Raw genomic sequence first — 22,218 nt, 5'->3', positions numbered from 1 at the left:
CGAGGAAGCAATCTTCGCAGCGAATCACCTAAAAAAACGGTTTTTTTAAAACAATTTCCTGGTTTTTCAAAAAACACAAAGTTGCGCGATGAATCTCAAGCAGAAGATCATTTGATTGCTGAAAATGAAATTCCCGTTTATACGCCAAATTTGAATGGAGCACCCCTCGCAAAAAATATCTTAATGATAATCGAATAGCAATTCATCATTTACCAAATCTCCATTTTCTATATTTTTCATCAATATCTTGTTTGCTTTCAACATCTAAAGTATGCACTTTATTTTGTTTGCTGATAAAATAAGACGATTCCATTAATCTACAATTCAATTTCTCTAATTTTATTAAAAACTAAGTTTTTCAAATTTTTATCCCGATTTCACAATTTAAAATCAAAATATTTATTAATTTTACAGAAAGTAAAACCAATAATTATGAAAAAAAAATTACTCACGCTCGGTATTCTCGGGCTCGTTCTTAGCATTACCGATTCAATTTCTGCACAAGATCTTGTTAAGCAAAGAATAACCAATCCCAATGGCGGAATAAGTCTTGCCGTTTTTGATGATCATTCTAACCTGAATGAAAGCTCTGTAAAAATGATTTTTCAAGATATTTTGAAATTACGTCCTACAGAAGAATTGCGACTTATAAAATCTGAGAAAGATTTCACTGGTAAATTTACGGATGCTAAATACCAACTTTATCAGAATAATATTAAGGTAGAGGGTGGAATTTACTTTTTGCATTATCAAAATGGAAAACTCGTCAGCATGAATGGGGAAATTTTTCAGGATGACAAAACCATTACAACACCTGTACTTTCTCCTAACGCTGCTTTTCAACAAGCAGTTAAAAGTGTGGGAGCCGACAAATACATGTGGGAAGATGATGCATACATGGCAGAAAACACGTACAAAAAACCCACAGGTGAATTGGTTTATATGCCGATTTCGCAGGGTGTTGATAAATACAGTTTAGTTTTAGCCTATAAGTTTGATATATATGCCGCTCAACCATTGAGTAGAGATTATGTTTTCGTAGATGCAACAGAAGGAAGAATTATTGCTGTGGATGCTATTATGAAACATGCACAAAAGAAACAAAGCAATGAAGAAAAGTTACCAATATCAATCGCACCATTTGCAGAAACTAGTAAAAATTTCTCAACTTTAGTTCTAGGAACAGCCGATACAAGATACAGTGGCTCTCAATCGATACAAACTACTTTGTTAGGTTCCGGTAAATATACATTAAACGATACGACACGAGGCGGCGGAATTCGAACTTATAATTTGAAAAAAAGCAGTACACTTTCGACTGGTGTTGATTTTGAAGATAATGATAATAACTGGACCGCTGCAGAATTTGACAATGCTTTATTTGATAATGCTGCGTTAGATGCACATTTGGGTGTAGAAAATACGTATGATTATTTCTTCACTACTTTTGGAAGAAATAGTTACGACGGTCTTGGTACTTTGCTCAAAAGTTACGTTCATTACGGCAACGCCTATGAAAACGCAGGTTGGACGGGTTCTGAAATGATTTATGGAGACGGTGCATCAACGTTCAAACCTTTAACAGCATATGATGTGACTGCTCATGAACTGGGTCACGGTGTCTGTTCCAGTTCAGCTGCTTTGATTTATAACAGAGAATCCGGCGCTATGAATGAAGGTTTCTCCGACATTTGGGCCGCAACAGCAGAATTTAAATATTCGCCTACCAAACAAATTTGGTTGATTGGTGAAGACATTACTAAAATTGCTCCATTCTATCTTCGCTCGATGAGTAATCCGAAATCTGGGCTCAATCCACAACCAGATACTTACCGCGGTATCAACTGGAAACCTGCAACCGTTGCAGAAGGTTGTGTAACTCCAAGTTCTTCAACAAATGATAATTGTGGAGTGCATTACAACAGTGGAGTTCTAAACCATTGGTTCTATATTCTTTCTGTCGGAAAAACTGGAACCAACGATATTGGAAGCAATTACAGTGTAACTGGTATTACCATTGCCAAAGCAGAAAAAATTGCTTACCGCTTAGAGACTACTTATCTTACACCCTCTTCCAACTACAAAAATGCAAGAGATTTTGGTATTCAAGCGGCAAAAGATCTGTACGGAGCTGACTCTCCAGAAGCAATTGCTACACAAGATGCCTTCTACGCGGTGGGAATTGGTGCGAAATACTTAGCTATTCCCGACACAACTGCACCAACCGCTCCTTCAACTTTAACAGCGACAAATACTACAGGTTCCCAAACCAAATTAACATGGAATGCTTCTACAGATACCAACGGAATCGATCGTTACCTTATTTTTAAAAACGGTGTAGAATCTGCTACTGTAGCAGGAAATATAAATACCACCATTATGGCAGGTCTTACTACTTCTACTGCATACAATTTCTATGTAAAAGCAGTTGATCCTTATGAGAATGTATCTTCTGAAAGTAACACGGTAAATATTACAACCTCGAATGTCCCAACATATTGCACCTCTACTTCATCAAATACCAATGATGAAAGAATACAGCGGGTACAATTTGGAACCATTAATAATCCAAGTACAAGTACCGCAGGTTATGAAGATTTCTCCTATCTTTCTACAGTCGTCTACAAAGAGTCCATTTATCCAATTACCATTACTCCAGAGTGGCCCGCAACTATTTACAATGAAGCATATGTGGTTTATGTCGACTGGAATAATGATGGTGATTTCTTAGATGCGGGCGAAACTGCCTTTACAAAAGCTGCATCCAAAGACAATCCTGCAGTAGGAAGTATTACAGTTCCATCAACATATACCTACACCGGACCAGTTCGTATGAGAGTTATCATGAGATTTAGTACAACTCCAACTACAGCTTGTGGCACCATTCCTTATGGTCAAATTGAAGATTATACGTTAAATGTTAACAATAAACTTTTAGCAACTTCAAATATCAATAATACTTCAACAGCAATTTATCCAAACCCTGTAAATGATATTATTAATATTCAAACGAAAGTTAGCGGAGAATTTTCTTACAAAATTTTAAACGCGGCCGGACAAATCGTGAACAGCGGAACTTCTGCCGATAAAAAAGTGAATGTTCAAAAGCTTCCTGTAGGAAACTATGTTATTGAACTTACCGATAAAACGGGTCAAAAAATAAGCAGCAAATTTATCAAAAAATAAATTTTAGGTCCTTTTTTAACCGCCTCAAAGTTTTCTTTGAGGCAGTTTTTTTTCGATTAAATTTCGCTTTTACTGCGTTAAAACCATATCAGTATAAAAATTTGCGAAAAACAAAAAGATGACCATTTCATATTTTTAAAAACATTTCAAAAATTAAATCATAGGCCACTTTTTTCCTAATGACCCTATTCGGAATTAAAGTTTTTGCTTCGTGAACAAAGAAATGATAGGAAATAAAAATTAATTCGGTAAAAGATGGAATAAAAAAGGCAAACTTGCATTTTCAAATTGATTGGCAACACTTTTGAAGATAAATGGTCTAACCCTTTAAAACATTGTTATGAACAACGAAAAAAACAACAAAAAAACAAAAGATTCCGAGGTTCTTAAACAAAACGAAGACTTTCCAAATATTCCCGTGTCATCAGAAAAAGTTGGGTCAGGACAAACCATGAAAAAGCAAATCAAAAAAACGTCTAAATTAAATGTTGACGGAAAAACAGACAATACAGAAAAAAATAGCAACAATTAGTATTTTAGCCGTTTCATACTTTCCCATATCGCAATCAATCAGCTAAAAAACACCCAGTTCAAAAATTCAAATCAGAAATATTTTCGATCGAGTGAGCAATTTTTCTGAGCATGAAATTTCATTTTGTACTTCCAAGACTCCACCGGCTTTCACTACTCGCTTCCCGATAAATCGGGAGAGCTCAAACATGATGTTCAATCCGGGCTACAATATCATTTCGTTTTTCTTTGTGGGGATCTGAACCACAAAATCTCAAAAATTCACACAAAATAATGCAAGTACACCATAAAAAACATTAAACTAAAAGACTCTTTCATAGAAAATCCGTATTTTTGCCTCCTAAAATTTCTCGTTCAAAATGATAAAAATTACTCTTCCCGATGGGAGCATCAAAGAATTTGAAGGCGCGGTAACTCCGCTTGACGTCGCAAAATCAATCAGTGAAGGTTTAGCAAGAAATGTTATTTCTGCACTCGTAAACGGAACACAGGTTGAAAATACCACACCAATCACGACAGATTCTACGGTTCAATTGCTCACCTGGAACGATGATTTGGGAAAAAAAGCATTTTGGCATTCCTCCGCTCACCTTTTGGCACAAGCGATCATCGCGTTTTATCCGGACGCTAAATTAACAATCGGACCTGCAATTGAGCAAGGGTTCTATTACGATGTTGATTTCGGTGATGAGGTTTTATCAGAAAAAGATTTCGAAAAAATCGAAAAGAAAATGTTGGAGAACGCGAAGAAAAACGAAACCTTCAGTATTTATCCGGTTTCAAAATCAGATGCTTTAAAAGAATACGCAGACAATCCTTATAAAACAGAATTAATCACCAACTTAAACGATGGTGAAATTACGTTCTGTACCCACGACAACTTCACCGATCTTTGCCGCGGCGGTCACCTTCCTGCAACAGGAATCGTAAAAGCTGTAAAAATATTAAATGCAGCGGGAGCATATTGGAGAGGCGATGAGAAAAATAAGCAATTAACAAGAGTTTACGCGATTTCTTTCCCGAAACAAAAAGACCTAACAGAATATCTAGAACTTTTAGAAGAAGCAAAACGACGTGATCACCGAAAACTTGGTAGAGAATTAGGAATTTACGCCTTCTCCGAAAAAGTAGGTGCAGGTTTACCTTTATGGTTACCAAAAGGAACAGCTTTAAGAAAAAAATTAGAAAACTTCCTTTCAGAAGCGCAGAAAAAATCTGGTTATGAATTTGTGATGACGCCGCATATAGGTGCAAAAGAATTGTACGTAACTTCTGGACATTGGGATAAATACGGAGCAGATAGTTTTCAACCCATCAAAACTCCAAACGAAGGGGAAGAATTTATGTTGAAACCCATGAATTGTCCGCACCACTGCGAAATTTACAAAGTTGGTCAATGGTCGTACCGCGATTTACCAAAACGTTTTGCAGAATTTGGAACAGTTTACAGATATGAACAATCCGGGGAACTTCATGGTTTAACCAGAGTTCGTGGATTTACTCAGGATGATGCCCACATTTTCTGTACTCCGGATCAATTAATGGCAGAATTCGAAAATGTAATTGATTTGACGCTTTATGTTTTCAAATCTCTAGGTTTTGAAGATTTTGTTACTCAAGTTTCTTTAAGAGATCCAGAAAAGAAAGAAAAATACATTGGAAGTGATGAAAACTGGAAAAAAGCAGAAGATGCTATTGTTCAGTCCGCCATCAAAAAAGGATTAAATTATGTGGTAGAATATGGTGAAGCTGCCTTCTACGGACCAAAACTCGATTTCATGGTCAAAGATGCATTGGGTAGAAAATGGCAATTAGGAACCATCCAGGTTGATTATAATTTACCGGAAAGATTTGATCTTTGGTACACTGGAAGCGATGGGGAAAAACACCGACCGGTGATGATTCACAGAGCGCCATTCGGTTCTATGGAAAGGTTTATCGCAATCTTGCTAGAAAATACAGCGGGAGATTTCCCATTGTGGTTAGCTCCAGATCAATTCACTATTTTGCCGATAAGCGAAAAATATTTGGATTATGCAAAAAAAGTTTCACAATTGCTGGAAAATCACGATATTTGCGGAATAGTTGACGAAAGAAACGAAAAAACCGGTAGAAAAATTCGTGATGCGGAAATCAACAAGCTACCATTTATGCTCATAGTCGGTGAAAACGAAGAATTGAATGGCACTATTTCTGTAAGAAGAAGAGGCGAAGGAGATTTAGGCGAAATGAGTGTAGAAGACTTTATCACGTACTTCAAAAAAGAAGCAAAAATTAGCAATTAGTATTTAAACAATTAAAATTAAGAAACCATAGCACAGAAATTTAACTACAGAGGTAGAGGTCCACAAAGACGAGTTCAGGAAGATTTGCACCAGATCAATCAAAAAATCCGTGCGAGAGAAGTTCGTTTGGTAGGTGATAACGTGGAACCAGGCGTTTATCCTTTAGAAAAAGCCCTGGAAATAGCAAAAGATCTGGAATTGGATTTAGTGGTTATTTCCGATAAAGCAGAACCGTTTATATCCAGAATTTTGGATTATAAAAAGTTTCTTTATGAGCAAAAGAAAAAGACCAAAGAGCTAAAAGCGAAACAGGTAAAGGTTGTCGTAAAAGAAATCAGATTCGGTCCACAAACCGATGAGCATGATTACGATTTCAAAAAGAAACATGCTGAAAAGTTCTTAGAAGAAGGTTCTAAATTGAAAACGTACGTTTTCTTTAAAGGACGTTCGATCATCTTTAAAGATCAAGGTGAAATTCTTCTTCTTAAATTGGCTCAAGAATTAGAGCACGTTGGAAAAGTTGATCAGTTGCCTAAATTAGAGGGTAAAAGAATGATTATGATGATGAGCCCGAAAAAACCGGCGAAGTAATTTGATGTAACAATTTACCAATTTAAAAATGTAGCAATTTTGAGTTGGGAAGGTATAAAAAAGAGATTTTTAATTTTTAAAAGTCTCTTTTTGTTTGAAGTATGATAATTCAAAGAAATTTCGTACTTTTGCAGTCTGAAAATGTAGAGTTTCTGCATATTCACTAGTAATGACATTGATAACAAATAGATAAAATTAAGCAAAATGCCAAAATTAAAAACTAAATCAGGTGCTAAGAAGCGTTTTAAGCTGACCGGAACCGGAAAGATTAAAAGAAAAAGTGCTTTCAAAAGCCACATTTTGACCAAAAAAGAAACGAAGCAAAAGAGAAATCTTACGCAGACTTCTTATGTTGCAGAAGTGGACAAAAAAAGTGTTTTACGTCAATTAGCTTTAAGATAGTTTTTATAAATCAACCGGTTTATAAGAATTAAAAAAATTCAGAAAATTTAACCCTGAAACGGTGCAAAAAAGTGCAATGAAATAAATTGCCGCCCTTTTCAAAAAAACAAATTTAATTATGCCAAGATCAGTAAATGCAGTAGCTTCTAGAGCTCGCAGAAAAAAAGTAATGAAGCTGGCTAAAGGTTTTTTCGGTAGAAGAAAAAATGTTTGGACCGTAGCTAAAAATGCCGTACAAAAAGCAATGCAATATGCTTACCGCGGTAGAAAAGAGAAAAAAAGAAGTTTCCGAAGCCTTTGGATTATGCGTATTAACGCAGGAGCTAGAGAACACGGAATGTCTTACTCCCAGTTTATGGGCGCTCTAAAAACGAACAACATTGAATTGAACAGAAAAGTTTTAGCTGATTTAGCAATGAATCATCCTGAAGCGTTCAAAGCAATTGTTGATCAAGTAAAATAAATGTAAAATTTTTGTTATCAATTATAAATCCTGAGAATTTCTCGGGATTTTTTTTGTGCCTATAATTTCTTACAATATAGCGAAAAGCAGGTCCAAAATTTGGTGTACTTTAAACCACTAGTTTTTCATTTAGAACAAGTACAAAATAAAGAAGACGTGTAAAATTTCACCAAAAAAAAAATCACTTAATAGGTTCGTGCTTTTTAGTTTTCGCTGAACGAAGCGGTGTTTTTGGGTAAATATTTTTGAGATGCAGCAAGGTTTAGAATTGTTTTATTTTAGGTCCGCTTATAAGAAAGGTAAAAAATAGTGTTCTTCTTTATTACAGTAGCTTTCAATGGTATTGTATATAAAGGAAACTTAATGTAAACTTTTTGGTGATCCGTTCTAAATTCTAAACGTTTGTTTAGGATTTTTTTTTATATTTGAATCAAAATTAAACTATATGAAACGTTTTCTACTTCCATCCCTACTTCTTCTTTCTACCATCGCATCTTCCCAAAGTTTTATACAAGCCTATAAAAACCGGGCAAGCCAAGTTACACAAACAAATATCAATACGCTCTTAACCGATTTTACTGCATTTGGAGTTAAAACAACCGGTTCTACTGCAAATAATAATGCGTTTACTTGGCTTAAGAATAAGTATTTATCTTTTGGATATACTGCTGCAGAAATCACAGAAAATGCATTTACCTATTCTGGAAAGCAAACCAAAAACTTAATTGTAACGAAAACCGGAACGGTGTATCCGAATAAATTTCTTATTATATGTGGTCACTACGACACCATTACAGGAACAGGAACAAATGATAATGGATCAGGAACGAGCATCATTTTAGAAGCAGCCCGGATTTTAGAAAATGTTTCCAGCGAATATTCTATTAAATTCATCAATTTCTCGGGAGAAGAACAAGGACTTTTAGGAAGCCAAGCCTATGTAACAAATGTTGTAAAAGCTACTAATCCAAGAATGGACATCCTTTTAGTAATCAATTTGGATGAAGTTGGTGGTGTAGCTGGAATGGTTAACGACAAGATTTACGCCGAAAAAGACGGAACTCCTACTTTTCCAAGTGGAATGTATACCACTTATCCATCTACCAATAACGCTGCATCTGCAATAAAAACTACCGAGTTTAAGAATAGCATATTGAATTATTCAAACATAACACCGGTCGATAATTACATCGAACGTTCAGATTATATGCCATTCGAAAAAGAAGGATATGTAGTGACCGGTTTATTCGAATATAATCAAAGTACTAAACCACACACAGCGGGTGATACTTATATCAATATGGATCCAGTTTATGTTTATAATGTTGCTCAAGGAGTTGTAGGTGCAATACAGCATTTTTCTACGGCAGCAACAGATATCACTCTATCCACAAATGAATCTTCAAAAAATTTGCAAGATAGAATCAGTATTTTTCCTAATCCTGCAAATGATTTTGTAAACATTGGACTGGATGGAAAAGGTTACACCACATCGATTTCAGATATTTCTGGAAGAAAAGTACAGGAAACCAATGATCAACAGAATCTAGATACTTCTAAATTGAAAAATGGAGTCTATTTAGTTACAATTACCATGAACGGCGAAAGTGTAACTAAGAAACTTATTATCAAGAAATAATTTTTTAACTACTATTAAAAAAAACCTGAACAACTGCTCAGGTTTTTTTTTATGCTATTTTGAATTCCGTTGTAGTAATACTTCCTCAATTTCATTTAATGAAAATCCTTTCGCTTTCAGAAGAATTAAAAAGTGATACAACAGATCTGCAGCTTCATTTTTAAAAAGTTCAGCATTGTCATCTTTCGCTTCGATCACGAGTTCTACGGCTTCCTCTCCTACTTTCTGCGCCATTTTATTGATACCTCTTTGATACAGATCGTAAGTGTAAGATTTTTCTACCTTTTGGTCAATTCGCTCTGAAATGGTTTCTTCTAATTCATATAAAAATCCTTTTGAATTTTTCTCTGCAAAACAACTGAAACTTCCGGTATGACAAACATTTCCAGCAGGTTTTGCCTGGATTAAAAGTGCATCGGAATCACAATCTTCTTTAATGCTTTTTACGTAAAGATAATTTTCAGAAGTTTCGCCTTTTAGCCAAATTCGGTTTGTGGTTCGGCTGAAAAAATGAACGCGTCCATCTTTTTTGGTTAAATCAAGTGCTTCCTGATTCATATAACCCAACATCAAAACCTGCTGCGTTCGATCATCCTGAATAATTACGGGAACCAAACCATTTCCTTTTTCAAAATCTATTGTCATCTTACTTCTATTTTTTGTTGTCTTAAATTATCTTTTAAATCACTGATTTTTATTTCATTAAAATGAAAAATACTTGCAGCCAAAGCTCCGGTAACAGAAGTTTCGGTAAAAACTTCGGTGAAATCCTCCATTTTTCCGGCACCACCTGAAGCGATGATCGGAAGCTGACAAACCTTTGAAATATTCAGTAATATTCGGGTATCGAAACCATTTTTTGTTCCATCGAAATCCATGGAAGTCAGTAAAATTTCTCCCGCTCCTAAATCAGTTACGGTTTTTACCCAATCCAAAGTTTTCAATTCCGTTTGAATTTTTCCCCCATTAATGAAAACATAATCTTCACCGTCGATATTTTTAGTATCGATCGCTATAACCACGCATTGATTTCCGAATTGCTGCGCGATTTCCCGGACCAATTCCGGACGACGAACAGCAGCAGAATTGATGGAAATTTTATCAGCTCCCGCTTTCAACAAAGCTTCTACATCTTGAACCGAGGAAATTCCGCCACCGATCGTAAAAGGAATATTGATTTCTAAACTCAGTTTTTCTACGAGTTCAATTATGGTTTTTCTGTTTTCCAAAGTTGCGGTAATGTCCAGAAAAACCAATTCATCTGCGCCATCTTTGACATATTTTTTCGCCAATTCCACAGGATCTCCGGCAATTCTAAGATCTTCAAACTGAATTCCTTTTACGGTTTTTCCATCCTTGATGTCCAAACACGGAATAATTCTTTTTTTCAACATTTTATAAAAATTTTTGAAGTTCTTTTAACGTAATTTTCCCTTCATACAAGGCTTTTCCAATGATCGCTCCGGAACAGCCGAGTACTTTTAAGTCCTCCAAATCCTTCATGCAGGAAATTCCGCCACTCGCGATGAGTGAAATTTTACATTGTCCCAAAATTTCTTTGTACAGTTCGAAGGAAGGACCTTGCAACATTCCATCTTTGGAAATATCCGTACAAATCACGTCTTTTAATCCTTTCTTTTGATAAGATTGAATAAAATCGATCACCTCCAGATCCGAACTTTCTAACCAACCCGAAGTTTTTACTTTTCGCTCTAAACAATCTGCGCCTAAAATTAACTTTTCCGCACCAAATTCTTGAATCCATTCTTCACAAATTTCCGGATTTTCTACGGCGATACTTCCAACCGTCACTTGATTTGCTCCTGCATTGAAAGCACTTTCCAAACTTTCCCGGGTTTTAATTCCACCGCCAAAATCGATGACTAAATTGGTTTCGGAGGCGAGAATTTCTAAGGTTCTCAAGTTTTTAATGGTCTTCGCTTTTGCACCATCTAAATCGACCAAATGCAAATATTGAATTCCGTTGGCTTCATATTCTTTTGCGATATCCAAAGGATTTTCATGGTAAATTTTCTTCGTATCGTAATCTCCTTTGGAAAGTCGGACGCATTTTCCGTCGATAATATCAATTGCTGGAATTATTTTCATTTGTATTTTATTTTTAAAACCACAAAAGGCACAAAAGTTTTTTTTAAATTTTTTGAGAAACTCAAAAGTCCATAAAAGATTAAATTTTAACGCTTATCTTTTGTAAACTTTACAGCGAATAAATTTCACTTTTACTTTTGTGACTTTTGTGGTTAAAGTCTTTTATTTTAATTTTAAAAAATTTTCTAGAATTTTAGAACCAACGTCACCAGATTTTTCGGGGTGAAACTGTGTTCCATAAAAATTATCTTTCTGTAAAGTCGCACTGAATGGCAAAATATAATCACATTCAGACGTGGTAAATTCCCCAACTTCGCAGTAATAACTGTGAACAAAGTAGAAATTATCGAGTTCTGAAATTCCTTCAAAAAGCGGTCCTTGCAACTTTTGCAAATTATTCCAACCCATGTGTGGAACAATATCTGTGGACGGAAATTCCTTCACTTTCAAATCAAATATTCCGAGACATTTGGTTGCTCCTTCTTCAGAAAAATCACATAGCAATTGTTGTCCTAAACAAATTCCCAAAAAAGGTTGTTTCAAAGTCGGAATTAATTTTTCTAAATTTTTCTGTTTTAAATATTTCATCGCTGTTGAAGCTTCACCAACACCTGGAAAAATAACTTTTTCAGCGTTTCTGATCTCCTCAAAACCTGAGGTAATGATGGTTTCAAAACCCAACTTTTGCACTGCGTTTTCTACGGATTTTACATTTCCCGCCACATAATCAATAATCGCTATCATAATATTCCTTTGGTACTTGGGATGGAAAAATTGTTTGGATCCTGCTTCACTGCATCGCGCAAAACTTTCGCAAATGCTTTAAAAATGGACTCTATTTTATGGTGTTCATTGTCACCTTCACATTGAATATTGAGATTGCATTTTCCTGTATCGGTGAATGATTTAAAGAAATGATAAAACAATTCTGTAGGAACATCGCCAATTTTTTCACGTTTAAAATCAACGTTCCAAACGAGCCAGTTTCGTCCGCCAAAATCCAACGCAACTTGCGCCAAACAATCGTCCATCGGTAAAGCGAAAGCATATCTTTCAATGCCTTTTTTAGAACCTAAAGCCTGCTCAAAACAAGTACCCAAAACCAAAGCGGTATCTTCAATCGTGTGGTGTTCATCAACCTCCAAATCACCATTAACATTCACTTCCAGATCAAAATTTCCGTGTTTGGAGATTTGTTCCAACATGTGATCAAAAAATGGTAAACCCGTATTGATATTCGATTTTCCACTACCGTCAAGATTTAATTCCACCGTTATTTCGGTTTCCTTCGTTTTGCGGTTCACTTTTGCTTTTCGCGGAATTTGCTTTAAATATTGATAGATTTCATCCCAACTTTGCGTGGCTAAAGTGGCCTCTTCAAAATTTTCATTTGCGATAAAAATAGATTGCGTTCCGAGATTTTTCGCCAATTCTACGTCTGTTTTTCGATCACCGATAACGAAAGAATTTTTTAGATCGTAATTTCCGTAAATGTACTTTTGAAGCAATCCGGTTCGTGGTTTTCTGTTCGGCGAATTATCCGATTCAAAACTGTCATCAATCAAAAGATCAGAAAAAACGATTCCTTCATTTTCCAAAGTTTTCAGCATTTTTTCTTGAGGAATCCGGAAATCTTCTTCTGGAAAAAAATCCGTTCCCAAACCATCCTGATTCGTTACCATCACCAATTCGTAATCGAGTTCAATCACGATTTTGGCCAAATTCTGAATTACTTTTGGATAAAATTCTAATTTTTCTAAAGAATCCACCTGGAAATCTGTAGGCGGTTCTAAAATTAATGTTCCGTCGCGGTCGATGAATAATACTTTTTTCATGATGGTATTTTGGATAAAACGTTTAATAATTTTGAATTTTCTTCTGCTGTTCCCACCGTAATTCTCAGACAATTTTTCAAAGCGGGATGTCTTAAACTCGTCAGAATATTCTCTTCTAATAACTTTTGATAAGCGGTTTCTGCATTTTTAAATTCAATGAGAAAGAAATTGGCATCGGAAGGAAAAATTTTATTGACTGAACTTAATTTTTCTAAACCAACTTTCAAATGATCTCTTTCTTTTAAAATAATTGAGATATTTTTTTGCAATTCCTCTAGATTCTCCAATTGTTTTAAAGCCAGTTTTTGACTTTCTGAACTGATGTTGTAAGGTGGTTTAAATTGATTGAATAGCACAGCAATTTCTGGTGAAGCAAATCCGACTCCTATTCTTAAACCTGCCATTCCATAAGCTTTTGATAAAGTTTTTAGAACAATTAAGTTCGGATATTTAGCAAGCAAACTCACCGCAGAAACTTCTTTGGAAAACTCAATATAGGCTTCATCCACGATCACAATTCCTGCAAAACTCTGAATATAAAATTCTAAATCGTCAATTGAATTGCCAGTCGGATTATTCGGCGAACAGAGAAATAAAATTTTAGCCTTTGTTTTTGAAATAACGTCTTGAAAAACCTCTTTTTCTAATTGAAAATCTGAATTTAACTGAAGTTTCTCAACATCAAGATTATTTAATTTTGCAGAAATTTCATACATCACGAAACTCGGATTGAAAACCAGTATGGCATCCTGGGTTGGTTCGCAGAACATTCGCATCGCCAAATCAATCAACTCATCACTTCCGTTTCCTAAAAATAATTGCTCTGGCTGTACTTCATTTATTTCTGCTAATTTCCGCTTCAATTGAAGATGTTCCGCATCTGGATATCGGTTGTAGGATCCAAATGGATTTTCATTGGCATCCAATAAAACCACTTCCTTTTTTAAGTAAGAATTGCGCAAACTTGTGTAAGATTTCGAATCCAACAAGTGTGGACGAATTATATTTTCGATGTTAAATTCCATTTTCTAAAGATTTTAAGCGAAGTGAAACTGCATTTTTGTGAGCGGTTAAACCTTCCGCTTCTGCCATCACTTCTATCGTTTTTCCAATATTCTGAATTCCGGTTTTTGAAATCTCCTGAATGGTGATTTTCTTAACGAAACTGTCCAGAGAAACGCCACTGTAATTTCTGGCAAAACCGTTGGTTGGCAACGTGTGATTGGTTCCGCTTGCATAATCTCCCGCAGATTCTGGCGTATAATTTCCAAGAAAAACAGAACCCGCATTATTGATTTTTGAAATATAAGTTCTCGGGTTTTCTACGGATAAAATTAAGTGTTCCGGCGCATAATAATTGCTCATTTCAAGAGCTTCTTCCACAGAATTCATCAAGATAAATCGGCTGTTTTCTAAAGCTGACTTTGCAATTTCATTTCGGGGTAATTCAGCGACTTGTTTTTCGATTTCTTTTAAAGTTTCATTAAAAATGCCTTCGTCCGTGGAAATAAAAATCACTTGCGAATCGGTTCCGTGTTCCGCTTGCGAAAGCAAATCTGCCGCACAAAACTGTGGATCTGCAGTTTCATCTGCAATCACCAAAACTTCGCTTGGACCAGCCGGTAGATCGATCGCTACATTATATTCCATCGCCAATTGTTTCGCTTGTGTGACATACTGATTTCCAGGGCCAAAAATTTTATCCACTTTCGGAATACTTTCTGTACCCGAAGTTAAAGCTGCAATTGCTTGAGCACCACCAATTTTAAAAATTTTTGTAATTCCACACAATTGTGCCGTAAATAAAATCGCGGGATTGATGGAACCATCTTTTTGTGGCGGTGTACAGAGAATCAATTCTTTGCAACCTGCAATTTGAGCGGGAACAGCCAACATTAAAACGGTAGAAAAAAGAGGTGCGGTTCCACCCGGAATATACAATCCTACATTTTCTATCGCTCTGGATTCTCGCCAACAAAAAACACCTTTTGCGGTTTCAATTTCTTCAGATTCCGCTTTTTGAGCAAGGTGAAATTTATAAATGTTTTCTTTTGCTTGCTTGATCGCCGTTTTTAGTTCCTCAGAAACTTCAGTAATTGCAGATTCGATCTCCTTTTCAGAAACTAAGAAGTTTTCAATGGTTACTTGATCAAATTTTGCAGAAAATTCCTTTAAAGCTAAGTCTCCTTCATTTTTTACTTTCAAGAAAATTTCTGCGACGGTATTTCTTAAATCCTTTTTTTCCAGCACGGGTCTTTCTAGAAGAGTTTCCCATGTATTTTTTTCTGGATATTTACTAATGTTTTTCATATACACTATAATTTACAGGACCATTTTTTCAATTGGAATCACTAAAATTCCTTCGGCTCCATACTTTTTCAACTCGTCAATAATTTTCCAAAATTCACTTTCCCGAACTACAGAGTGAATACTGCTCCATCCAGATTCTGCCAATGGCAAAACGGTCGGCGATTTCATTCCAGGCAAAATGTCGATGATTTTTTCGATGGAATCATTGGGAGCGTTCAACAAGATGTATTTATTTTCTCTGGAATTGATCACTGCCTGAATTCTAAAAAGTAAAGATTCTAAAATAATGGAAATGTCATCCGAAAGATCCCGGCTGGAAATTAAAACAGCTTCACTGGTTAAAACCTGCTCTACTTCCTTCAAGCCATTATGTAAAAGTGTACTTCCGGAACTCACCAAATCTGCGATGGTATCGGCTAAACCAATACTTGGTGCAATTTCTACAGACCCCGAAATTTCCACAATTTCTGCTTCAACATTGTTGGCTTGGAAATAATTTTTAACAATATTTGGATAGGAAGTTGCTATTTTCTTTCCTTGGAAAAAAGTAAGATTGGAATAGTCCTGTTCCTTCGGAATTGCCAATGATAATCTGCAATTTGCAAAACCCAATTTTCTTACGAGATCCACATTTTTACCCTGTTCCAAAACTTCATTTTCGCCAATAATCCCGATATCAACAATTCCCTGCTCTACATATTTTGGAATATCATCATCACGAAGGAAAAGAATTTCTAAAGGAAAATTGGTTGCTGCATTTTTGAGTTTACTTTTAAAATCAGGGATTTTTATGCCACATTCTTTTAAAAGTTCGAGGGATTTTTCGCTGAGTCTGCCACTTTTTTGGATGGCGATTTTTAATTTGTTCATTTTTCTGGGATGTTGGGTCTGAACAAATTCTTAAATTTTAAAACAAAAAAAACCGTCTTTGTTCAGACGGTTTTTAAATATTTTGTTCGCTTATAGCCATAAATAATCAACTCGTCTTTTGGATGAGATGATAATGATGGAATAAAGCGGTTGTATTTTTCATATTGTTTAACGTTGCAAATATATCAAATAAAAAAATGAATATGCAAATATTTATTTTTATTTAGACATAACTTCCTGATAAACAGATTGTAAATTTTTGCCAATTTCTTTGTCATTAAATTTCTGAACGAATTCTAAACTTTTTGCAGCACGTCGATTTCGTTCGGATTCGTTGTTCCAAAGAAACAAAATTTTAGCTTTAATATCTTCGAAATGATGTGGATTGATATAGACCGAATCTTCTCCTCCAGCTTCCGGAAGACAACTTAAATTACTTGTAATTACAGGAGTTTTTGAAAAAAGTGCCTCAATTATCGGAATTCCGAAACCTTCGAAAAAACTGGGATAAACGAAAATATCTGCGAGTTTATAAATTGCTGCCAATTCTTCCATCGAAACATTTTCTAGAAATAGAACTTGCCTTTGCAGCGCATTTTTATCGATGAAATTTTGAACTTTTTTATAATATTTTGTCTTTTTACCAATCACCACCAAAGGAATTTCTGTTCCCTGTATTGCTTTGACAATATTTAACAGATTTTTTCGCTCTTCAATGGTTCCAACATTTAGGATAAATCTTTCGGGAAGATTAAATTTTTCTTTAATCGAAATTAAATATTGCGCACTTTGATTTTCTTTAAAAGATTGGTGACAACCTTGATAAATCACTCTAATTTTACTTTCCGGAACTTTCAAATAATGAATGATATCTTGCTTTGTTTGTTCAGAAATCGCGATAATTAGATCGGCTTGTTCAGCAGCTTTTTTGAATTTCCAGAAATGTATTTTTCGATCAAAAAAAGAATAATATTGCGGAAATCTCATGAATATTAAATCATGAATGGTTACTATTTTTTTAATGGGTTTTTCTGTCCATTTTAGAGGCAATTCGCCAGAAAGTCCGTGGAAAATATCCGCATTAATTTGTTGCGCATCTTTTCCCATTTTAAATTGGCGAGAAAAATTTCCTTTCGATGTTTCTAGGAATGAAACATTAGGTAAATTTAAAATTTCCTTTCCTTTTTCAGACTGATTTTTATTGAAAAGTACATACTGGTTTTCAGGAAAATAAGTCCCCAAAATTCTCACTAAATCCCGGGAATAGTTGCCTAAACCAGAACTGTTATTGAAGAAGCGTTTTCCGTCGAAAGCAATTTTCATGATCAAAAGTTTTTGGAACGGATAATATAATTTGGTCGCTCTTTCACTTGTTTAAAAATTTTGCCAAGGTAAATTCCGATAATTCCAAGAATAATTAATTGTATTCCTCCAAAAAATACAACAGTCATAATCAATGAAGCCCAACCTGAAATTTCGGTTCCTGATACAAAAGAATGGATCACATAAATACCGTAACCAAGAACGGCAATTGCAGAAAATATAAATCCTAAATATGCCGCTAAATAAAGCGGTTTTACGCTAAAAGCAGTAATTCCGGTAAAGGCAAAACGCATCATTTTTTGTAAATTGTAACTGCTTTCACCAAATGCACGTTCACCTGCTGTGAAGTGAATTCCCGTTTGGCGGAAACCCATCCAATTAGAGAGTCCACGCAAAAAAATGTCAGACTCGTTCATATTTCGCACCACATCAACTACGGAAGAATCCATCAATCTGAAATCCGAACCACCACCTTCCCGTAGGTTAACATCGGAAATTTTCGATAAAAACTTATAATATAAGGACGATGTCTTTCTTTTAAAGGCGGAAATTTCTTTTGGGTAAGTTCTGATGGTATAAACGATATCAAAACCTTCTTCCCATTTTTTAATCATGTCGGGAATTAATTCTGGTGGATGTTGCAAATCTGCATCCATCGAAATAACAGCATTGGCGTTGGAACGATCGATTCCGGCTTTTACCGCCGGTTGATGTCCAAAATTTCTAGAAAATTCGATAAACTTAACCTCCTCAAACTGGCTCGCTAATTCTTCAATTTTTGCCTGAGTTTGGTCGCGACTGCCATCATTCACGAAAATAATTTCGAAATGATAATTTTGAAGTTCAGAAAAAACTTTTTTTATTCTTTGATGAATCAAAAAAATATTGCCTTCTTCGTTGTGCGCGGGAATAACGATGGAAATTTTCTTCACGTCGGAAATAGGTTTAATCTAATTTATAATCTTTTTGAAAATCTTTGGTCAGGAGTTCGTAAATCACTCTGAACCAAACGAAACAACAAGGTAGCGCTTTTAGCGAATATTTGATGATATAATTTTCCTTAATGAATTTTGGGAATAAATCTGAGAAAGAAAAGCAAGTTAAAATAATTACAAAAATCAACAAACCTATAACGTAAGGTGTTTTTTCTTTTTGAATTAGGAACCAAATCATGACTCCTGCAACCGCAATAATATAAGTCGGAGATTCGGATCCAGAACTAAACAAGACGATAAATAAAAGTGTAGAGGACAAAATTAAGAGTTGAAACGGAAGGTTTTGATACTGCTTGATTCTTAAATAAGGAAGCGCAAAAACAGCCATTCCCGGAATTAAAAAAGTAAGATTAGAAATGGAAGCGTCTCCTAAAACGCGTCTAACAATGCCCATTAAAGAAAAATCTTGTCTGTTTCCCAAAACTTGGTTCGAAACATTTTTTTCTGACAAAGATTGAAACCAATCGGCGTAAGATTGAATTCCGAAATGAGGGCTCGAAAGCAGCATGGGAAGTACAATAAACAAAATTCCGAATGCTATTAAAGCTCCAATAAATTTTATTTTATTCTTCACGAAAAAGAAGGCTGAAAGTCCGGCGACACCATATAATTTCACAAAAAAACCGATCATGATGAAAAAAGCAGACTGGGTTTCCTTTCTTTCATAAATATAAATTGCAGACAACATCAATAATCCTGCAAGTGCAATATTAAATTGCAGACTCACTGCGGCGGTAATAAATTCTTGCAAACAGAGCCATGCAAAAAATGCTCTTTTCTGGTTCGAAAAAGGGAGTTTGTGAATTGCAAAAAGAAAAACCAACGTATTCGCAACATTCCAAAGTGGCATTCCTAACCAATCAGGAAGCATTGCAAACGGAGCAATTAAAATACTAAAAAATACGCCGTAATGATTGGAATCAAAATGAATATCAGGATAGTGAAGGTAAATATTATTCTCGTGCAGCGTGTTATAAAAAACGTTTGTGAAGATTAAATAATTATTATATTTCAATGGACCTCCATTCAATTTGGCAATCGCTGACAAAACGGCTACAAGCAGATAAATCCCAAAAATATATTTGGGATTTGAAATGAATTTTAAAAATTTATCTTTCAAAATTAATTAAAATTATGATTTAAACCGACACGTTGTTTTCTCTCAAAGCATCATTAAGTGAAGTTTTCTTATCAGTTGATTCTTTTCTTTGTCCGATAATTAAAGCACATGGAACCTGATATTCTCCCGCGGGGAATTTTTTCGTATAACTTCCAGGAATAACAACAGAACGAGAAGGAACTCGGCCTTTAATTTCTACAGGAGTTTCACCGGTAACATCGATAATTTTTGTAGAGGCAGTAAGTACAACATTTGCACCCAAAACGGCTTCTTTTTCCACGTGAACACCTTCTACAACGATACATCTGGAACCAACAAAAACATTATCTTCAATAATTACTGGAGCCGCTTGAAGGGGTTCTAAAACACCACCAATTCCTACTCCGCCACTTAAATGAACATCTTTCCCGATTTGTGCACAACTTCCAACAGTCGCCCAAGTATCGACCATTGTTCCAGAATCCACATACGCACCAATATTGACGTAAGACGGCATCAAAATAACGCCAGGTGCGATATAAGCACCTTCTCTTGCAACTGCGTGAGGAACTACGCGCACTCCTTTTTCTGCGTAATTTCTTTTCAAAGGCATTTTATCATGAAATTCAAAAGGACCCACTTCAATGGTTTCCATTTTTTGAATTGGGAAGTACAGTACTACGGCTTTCTTTACCCACTCATTCACTTTCCACCCGTTTTCGGTAGGTTCTGCGACCCGAAGTTCACCCAAGTCGAGTTGTCGAATTACTTCACGGATCGTTTTTCCGCTTTCTTCGGTGTGTAATAATTCGCGGTTGTCCCAAATATTTTCAATGGTTTGTTGTAATGTCATTCGTTTATTTATTTAATTTTAAAGTGGAGACAAATTTACAAAACTCTTCGTGCGAAAAGGTATGCTTTGTTCCAATATTTTTCATTGAGAGAAGAAATGATGACTCCTTTTGAAGTTGAGGCATGTATAAATTTTACTTCACCTTCACCTCCGATGTCGTGCACAATTCCTACATGAGTAACTTTACTTCCACCTGCTGTTGCGAAAAACAGTAAATCGCCGGGTTTTGTTTCTCTGATATTGATCAGTTTCCCGGCATTGGATTGATCTTCCGAACGGCGCGGAAGTTTGGTGTCATTTTCATCAAAAACCTTGCAGGTAAAACCGGAACAATCGAAACCGGAAGAGGTGTTTCCCGCATATTTATAGGGTGCACCAAGATATTTTTCGGCATCTTTCAAGATTTCTTTTATTTGTGAACTGACGTTTCCAGAAAAATTAGAATCTAAGGTTTTTAGACCTTCAGTTTTTACTACAGATTTTGTAGGAACCGATCTTTTCACTACCGTTTTTGAAGCTCCACAAGAAACCAAAAAAAGAAATGCAAGAACGATAAATAAACCCTTTTTCATATTTTACTTTGATGATTTTCAAAAATAGTAAAATTATTTGCAATGGATAGAAATTTTAGCATTTTTCCTCGATTAATAAATGTTTTGGATGATTTTGGGTGGATTCTGCAAAAAAGAATTTATATTTAAAAATTACTTTAGCGCAAGAGAACATCATGACTATTTTAGAATTAAAAACACTCTTTACCGAAAATTTATCTTCCCATTTCACAACCTCGGAAGGTGCGGAACTCTACTCTATTTTTATTGAAAAAGAGTTGGGATATAATAAATTTCAGCAAAGACAATCTGGAAATGAAATACTTTCTGAAAAGCAAATCGAAAATTTTCGTGCCCTAATTTCGGAGTTGAAAACCGGTAAACCTTTTCAACAGATTTTGGGAGAAACCGAATTTTATGGGCTAAAGTTTTTCGTAGATGAACACATTTTAATTCCTCGTCCGGAAACAGAAGAGTTGTTGGAATTGGCGATTGAAAAGATTAAAGCTAGAAGTTTGAAGTCTGAAGTTATTAAGATATTGGATATTGGAACCGGTTCTGGAATTATTCCGATTGTTCTGAAAAAACATTTTCCGCAAGCTGAAGTTTCAGCGATTGATTTTTCGGAGAAGGCTTTGAAAACGGCAAAAAGAAATGCTGATTTTCATGAAGTTGAGATTAATTTTATCCATCAGGATTATTTGAATGCAGATTTGACGGAGATTTATGACGTCATTATTTCTAATCCACCCTATATTGGAATGGAAGAAGAAGTTGAGATTGCGGATTCTGTGAAAGAATTTGAGCCGAAAATGGCGCTGTTCTCTCCTACTTCTAATGCTTTGATTTTCTATGAAAAAATTGCAAAAGATTGTGAAAATCATTTGGCTAAAAACGGAATGGTTTTTTTGGAAATCAATCAGAAATTAGGGAATGAAACACGGGAATTGTTTGTTGATGTGTTGTCGGAAGTGGAATTATTGAAGGATATTTCCGGAAATGAGCGGTTTGTTTGGGGAGTTTTTTGAGTGATTGTGTAAATGAGTTTTGCGTTTTTAGATCAAGTATGAATAAAAATGAAGTTCAATCTACACTTTTAAGAAATTAAATTGATGAAGGCTTAATGAAAATCTCTTCATGGTAAAAGAAATCTAACTGTTTTATACGTTAAACGGT

21 protein-coding genes are annotated in these 22,218 nt (G+C 35.2%); 8 read left to right on the top strand and 13 right to left on the bottom strand.

Translation table 11 applies throughout. The features are described from left to right. Nucleotides 1-432: 432 nt before the first annotated feature. From BW932_RS10325 to BW932_RS10295, 7 genes are all read left to right on the top strand, one after another. Nucleotides 433-3,186 carry a M4 family metallopeptidase gene (locus BW932_RS10325; RefSeq protein ID WP_076387427.1) on the top strand — a complete coding sequence of 918 codons (2,754 nt, stop codon included), beginning with the start codon at nt 433-435 and terminating at the stop codon, nt 3,184-3,186. A gap of 340 nt (nt 3,187-3,526) precedes the next feature. Beyond that, nucleotides 3,527-3,718 carry a hypothetical protein gene (locus BW932_RS10320; RefSeq protein ID WP_076387426.1) on the top strand — a complete coding sequence of 64 codons (192 nt, stop codon included), beginning with the start codon at nt 3,527-3,529 and terminating at the stop codon, nt 3,716-3,718. Nucleotides 3,719-4,076: 358 nt separating this feature from the next. After that, nucleotides 4,077-6,002: a threonine--tRNA ligase gene (gene thrS / locus BW932_RS10315; RefSeq protein WP_076387425.1), complete on the top strand. Its 1,926-nt coding sequence runs from the start codon at nt 4,077-4,079 to the stop codon at nt 6,000-6,002. An 84-nt stretch (nt 6,003-6,086) separates the two neighbouring features. Next, entirely contained in the window at nt 6,087-6,593 is a 507-nt protein-coding gene (gene infC / locus BW932_RS10310) for a translation initiation factor IF-3 (RefSeq protein ID WP_185113915.1), read from the top strand. Nucleotides 6,594-6,797: 204 nt separating this feature from the next. Further along, the gene (gene rpmI, locus BW932_RS10305; RefSeq protein WP_076387423.1) at nt 6,798-6,995 is read left to right on the top strand and encodes a 50S ribosomal protein L35; all 198 of its coding nucleotides are present in this window, start codon (nt 6,798-6,800) and stop codon (nt 6,993-6,995) included. Between the two features lie 118 nt (nt 6,996-7,113). Continuing rightward, on the top strand, nt 7,114-7,458 hold the full coding sequence (gene rplT, locus BW932_RS10300; RefSeq protein WP_076387422.1) for a 50S ribosomal protein L20: 345 nt from the start codon (nt 7,114-7,116) through the stop codon (nt 7,456-7,458). A gap of 445 nt (nt 7,459-7,903) precedes the next feature. After that, nucleotides 7,904-9,097 carry a M28 family peptidase gene (locus BW932_RS10295; protein WP_076387421.1) on the top strand — a complete coding sequence of 398 codons (1,194 nt, stop codon included), beginning with the start codon at nt 7,904-7,906 and terminating at the stop codon, nt 9,095-9,097. 54 nt (nt 9,098-9,151) lie between these two features. Here BW932_RS10295 and hisIE read toward each other — a convergent pair whose 3' ends face one another. The 13 genes from hisIE to BW932_RS10230 all read right to left on the bottom strand — a co-directional run bounded on the left by hisIE (nt 9,152) and on the right by BW932_RS10230 (nt 21,063). Then, nucleotides 9,152-9,742 (bottom strand): bifunctional phosphoribosyl-AMP cyclohydrolase/phosphoribosyl-ATP diphosphatase HisIE, encoded by a 591-nt coding sequence (hisIE, locus tag BW932_RS10290; RefSeq protein ID WP_076387420.1) that lies wholly within the window; start codon nt 9,740-9,742, stop codon nt 9,152-9,154. Continuing rightward, a complete protein-coding gene (gene hisF / locus BW932_RS10285) occupies nt 9,739-10,491 on the bottom strand; it encodes an imidazole glycerol phosphate synthase subunit HisF (RefSeq protein ID WP_076387419.1) in 753 nt (250 codons plus the stop codon). Before hisF ends, hisIE begins: the two co-directional genes overlap by 4 nt. 1 nt (nt 10,492) lies before the next feature. Further along, nucleotides 10,493-11,206: a 1-(5-phosphoribosyl)-5-[(5-phosphoribosylamino)methylideneamino]imidazole-4-carboxamide isomerase gene (hisA, locus tag BW932_RS10280; protein ID WP_076387418.1), complete on the bottom strand. Its 714-nt coding sequence runs from the start codon at nt 11,204-11,206 to the stop codon at nt 10,493-10,495. A 162-nt stretch (nt 11,207-11,368) separates the two neighbouring features. Beyond that, a complete protein-coding gene (gene hisH / locus BW932_RS10275; RefSeq protein ID WP_076387417.1) occupies nt 11,369-11,950 on the bottom strand; it encodes an imidazole glycerol phosphate synthase subunit HisH in 582 nt (193 codons plus the stop codon). After that, nucleotides 11,947-13,041 (bottom strand): bifunctional histidinol-phosphatase/imidazoleglycerol-phosphate dehydratase HisB, encoded by a 1,095-nt coding sequence (gene hisB, locus BW932_RS10270; RefSeq protein ID WP_076387416.1) that lies wholly within the window; start codon nt 13,039-13,041, stop codon nt 11,947-11,949. The genes hisH and hisB overlap by 4 nt, the downstream gene beginning before the upstream one ends. Beyond that, a complete protein-coding gene (gene hisC, locus BW932_RS10265) occupies nt 13,038-14,066 on the bottom strand; it encodes a histidinol-phosphate transaminase (protein WP_076387415.1) in 1,029 nt (342 codons plus the stop codon). The genes hisB and hisC overlap by 4 nt, the downstream gene beginning before the upstream one ends. Continuing rightward, a complete protein-coding gene (hisD, locus tag BW932_RS10260) occupies nt 14,056-15,351 on the bottom strand; it encodes a histidinol dehydrogenase (RefSeq protein ID WP_076387414.1) in 1,296 nt (431 codons plus the stop codon). The genes hisC and hisD overlap by 11 nt, the downstream gene beginning before the upstream one ends. A gap of 12 nt (nt 15,352-15,363) precedes the next feature. Continuing rightward, complete coding sequence (gene hisG, locus BW932_RS10255; protein ID WP_076387413.1) at nt 15,364-16,221, bottom strand: ATP phosphoribosyltransferase; 858 nt, start codon at nt 16,219-16,221, stop codon at nt 15,364-15,366. Nucleotides 16,222-16,440: 219 nt separating this feature from the next. Continuing rightward, the gene (locus BW932_RS10250) at nt 16,441-17,544 is read right to left on the bottom strand and encodes a glycosyltransferase family 4 protein (protein WP_076387412.1); all 1,104 of its coding nucleotides are present in this window, start codon (nt 17,542-17,544) and stop codon (nt 16,441-16,443) included. Nucleotides 17,545-17,546: 2 nt separating this feature from the next. Next, complete coding sequence (locus tag BW932_RS10245) at nt 17,547-18,476, bottom strand: glycosyltransferase family 2 protein (RefSeq protein ID WP_076387411.1); 930 nt, start codon at nt 18,474-18,476, stop codon at nt 17,547-17,549. A 13-nt stretch (nt 18,477-18,489) separates the two neighbouring features. Beyond that, nucleotides 18,490-19,659: a glycosyltransferase family 87 protein gene (locus tag BW932_RS10240; protein WP_076387410.1), complete on the bottom strand. Its 1,170-nt coding sequence runs from the start codon at nt 19,657-19,659 to the stop codon at nt 18,490-18,492. Between the two features lie 19 nt (nt 19,660-19,678). Continuing rightward, nucleotides 19,679-20,491 (bottom strand): 2,3,4,5-tetrahydropyridine-2,6-dicarboxylate N-succinyltransferase, encoded by an 813-nt coding sequence (locus tag BW932_RS10235; protein ID WP_076387409.1) that lies wholly within the window; start codon nt 20,489-20,491, stop codon nt 19,679-19,681. A gap of 35 nt (nt 20,492-20,526) precedes the next feature. Next, complete coding sequence (locus tag BW932_RS10230) at nt 20,527-21,063, bottom strand: C40 family peptidase (protein WP_076387408.1); 537 nt, start codon at nt 21,061-21,063, stop codon at nt 20,527-20,529. Nucleotides 21,064-21,218: 155 nt separating this feature from the next. On the opposite strand from BW932_RS10230, the gene prmC reads away from it, so the two are divergent. Further along, nucleotides 21,219-22,070, top strand: a complete 852-nt coding sequence (gene prmC, locus BW932_RS10225) for a peptide chain release factor N(5)-glutamine methyltransferase (RefSeq protein ID WP_076387459.1) — start codon at nt 21,219-21,221, stop codon at nt 22,068-22,070. The last annotated feature ends 148 nt before the right edge of the window (nt 22,071-22,218 follow it).

This window comes from Kaistella chaponensis, assembly GCF_900156725.1.
GTDB classification, from domain to species: Bacteria; Bacteroidota; Bacteroidia; order Flavobacteriales; family Weeksellaceae; genus Kaistella; species Kaistella chaponensis.
The sequence above is the reverse complement of the archived record's forward strand: the minus strand, read 5'-3'. Positions and strand labels throughout refer to the sequence as shown.

Bases quoted from the DNA above. Each gene is read 5' to 3' on its own strand.
- BW932_RS10325 (WP_076387427.1), top strand. From the start codon at position 433: ATGAAAAAAAAATTACTCACGCTCGGTATTCTCGGGCTCGTTCTTAGC.
- BW932_RS10320 (WP_076387426.1), top strand. From the start codon at position 3,527: ATGAACAACGAAAAAAACAACAAAAAAACAAAAGATTCCGAGGTTCTT.
- thrS (WP_076387425.1), top strand. From the start codon at position 4,077: ATGATAAAAATTACTCTTCCCGATGGGAGCATCAAAGAATTTGAAGGC.
- rpmI (WP_076387423.1), top strand. From the start codon at position 6,798: ATGCCAAAATTAAAAACTAAATCAGGTGCTAAGAAGCGTTTTAAGCTG.
- rplT (WP_076387422.1), top strand. From the start codon at position 7,114: ATGCCAAGATCAGTAAATGCAGTAGCTTCTAGAGCTCGCAGAAAAAAA.
- BW932_RS10295 (WP_076387421.1), top strand. From the start codon at position 7,904: ATGAAACGTTTTCTACTTCCATCCCTACTTCTTCTTTCTACCATCGCA.
- hisIE (WP_076387420.1), bottom strand. From the start codon at position 9,742: ATGACAATAGATTTTGAAAAAGGAAATGGTTTGGTTCCCGTAATTATT.
- hisF (WP_076387419.1), bottom strand. From the start codon at position 10,491: ATGTTGAAAAAAAGAATTATTCCGTGTTTGGACATCAAGGATGGAAAA.
- hisA (WP_076387418.1), bottom strand. From the start codon at position 11,206: ATGAAAATAATTCCAGCAATTGATATTATCGACGGAAAATGCGTCCGA.
- hisH (WP_076387417.1), bottom strand. From the start codon at position 11,950: ATGATAGCGATTATTGATTATGTGGCGGGAAATGTAAAATCCGTAGAA.
- hisB (WP_076387416.1), bottom strand. From the start codon at position 13,041: ATGAAAAAAGTATTATTCATCGACCGCGACGGAACATTAATTTTAGAA.
- hisC (WP_076387415.1), bottom strand. From the start codon at position 14,066: ATGGAATTTAACATCGAAAATATAATTCGTCCACACTTGTTGGATTCG.
- hisD (WP_076387414.1), bottom strand. From the start codon at position 15,351: ATGAAAAACATTAGTAAATATCCAGAAAAAAATACATGGGAAACTCTT.
- hisG (WP_076387413.1), bottom strand. From the start codon at position 16,221: ATGAACAAATTAAAAATCGCCATCCAAAAAAGTGGCAGACTCAGCGAA.
- BW932_RS10250 (WP_076387412.1), bottom strand. From the start codon at position 17,544: ATGAAAATTGCTTTCGACGGAAAACGCTTCTTCAATAACAGTTCTGGT.
- BW932_RS10235 (WP_076387409.1), bottom strand. From the start codon at position 20,491: ATGACATTACAACAAACCATTGAAAATATTTGGGACAACCGCGAATTA.
- BW932_RS10230 (WP_076387408.1), bottom strand. From the start codon at position 21,063: ATGAAAAAGGGTTTATTTATCGTTCTTGCATTTCTTTTTTTGGTTTCT.
- prmC (WP_076387459.1), top strand. From the start codon at position 21,219: ATGACTATTTTAGAATTAAAAACACTCTTTACCGAAAATTTATCTTCC.